Origin of the sequence: Alishewanella sp. HH-ZS (assembly GCF_001704375.1) — a bacterium.
In the GTDB taxonomy this organism is placed as follows: domain Bacteria; phylum Pseudomonadota; class Gammaproteobacteria; order Enterobacterales; family Alteromonadaceae; genus Alishewanella; species Alishewanella aestuarii.
In genome coordinates this window covers 1-1589 of the sequence record NZ_LZEJ01000085.1, presented here as the reverse complement: position 1 = coordinate 1589, position 1589 = coordinate 1, and the positions used below count along the sequence as shown (strand labels likewise).

The following is a 1589-nucleotide window of genomic DNA, read 5'->3' as shown; positions in this document are numbered from 1 at the left end:
GGTTTTTTGGCCGGGGTTTGTGTTTTCTGGATTCTGATCTTTTTTGATCTGTGTTTTCTGCTTTCTTTTATTAAATCTGGCAGTATTGAATCTCGGATTTGTTATGCCGCAGAATGCACTCTGCAAAGGTGTATAGTGCCGATTTCAGGCCATAAAAAAGCGATAAAAAGGCCAGCAAGGCCATTTTCTTGATGTTTTGCGCTACCGCCGCCAGTAAACACTGCATCTGCACTTTCGCCAGACCACGGAACCGTGCATAGCGATGGCCATGATGCTGTTTTGCGTCTGCGAAGCTGCGTTCAACCGTCTCTTTTCGTCGGTTGTAAATCTTCTTACCCCAGGACAGCAGCCGCAACCCGCTCACATGCTCTTTATCCTCTTCCCATACATGCCGGGTTATCGTTTTCTTATACTGCTTGTTCTTCGTGCAGTCCTGACGTAGCGGGCAATCCTGGCACACTTTAGGGTTAGATTGATAATGCCGGTAGCCCTGACGGTCTGTCGTGCTGTAAGTCAGGATTTCACCTTGGGGGCAACGATAGGTATCGGTTGTTTTATCGTAGGTAAATTGCTTCTTCTTAATCGGATTAGCGGTGACATTGGGACGACGGTAGGCAATAACCGGTGCAATTTGCCGCTCCCGGATTAAATGGCAAAGCGGTGCAGTAAAGTAGCCCGCATCCAAACCAACGGCTATCGGACTAAACTTAAAGCGCTCAAGCTGACGGTCTAATCTGGCCAGATAGGGCTGGCTATCATGCACATTCCCCGGCGTCACGAAGGTATCCGTGATGATGCCGTGGCGGCCATCCACGGTGCGATGGTCAAGGTAGAAGAAGCCCTGTGGTTTGCCTTCCCGCGTCATAAAGCCACTGTCAGGGTCGGTTGTGCTGACCTTTTGATTTTTGGTTTCGGGCTCCTTCGAGTCATCTTGCTTCAGTGGCGCTTTGCCATGGGCTAACCGGTCCTCTTCAACCGCCTTGTTGAGCTCAGCGATATACGCCGATGCACTGACCGCCACCTCTTTGTTCACCGCCTTGCGCTTATTGGCATTGGCTTTTAAATGTGTGCTGTCAGTGTAAAGCGTGTGACCACCAATCAGACGCTGCTCATACGCCTGTTCAACTATCCGGTCGAAGATACGCTGAAACACATCCGTGCCGTTAAAACGACGAATACGATTCTGGCTCAGCGTCGAGGCATCAGGCACTTTCTCGGTTAATCCCATCCGCAAAAACCAGCGATAAGCCACATTAACCTGAATTTCCTGTACCAGACGACGCTCACTGGGAATGCCAAACAGATAGCCGAGGATCATCATCTTAAATAAACGGACAGGGTCAATCGGCGGACGGCCATTATCTTTGCAGTAGAGATGTTCGACTTCAGCACGAATGAACTCGAAATCAATGGCGGCATCGACCTTGCGAACCAAATGGTTCTTCGGTACCAGCTCTTCGAGCGTGACCATTTCTAACTGATATTGTTGAGGAGAGGGAGTTTTGAGCATGTTGGTTAGCCTTCAAATCAACTAACCCTATTAGATCAAAGTCCTGGATCGGCGTCCAGGACTTTGTCAGCAGTCTGAG

At 49.5% G+C, this 1589-nt stretch carries 1 protein-coding gene; it reads right to left on the bottom strand.

What is annotated here, in order from left to right; translation table 11 throughout:
- Window positions 1-70: 70 nt before the first annotated feature.
- Window positions 71-1510: an IS1182 family transposase gene (locus A9165_RS16345; RefSeq protein WP_008949780.1), complete on the bottom strand. Its 1440-nt coding sequence runs from the start codon at window positions 1508-1510 to the stop codon at window positions 71-73.
- Window positions 1511-1589 lie beyond the last annotated feature (79 nt).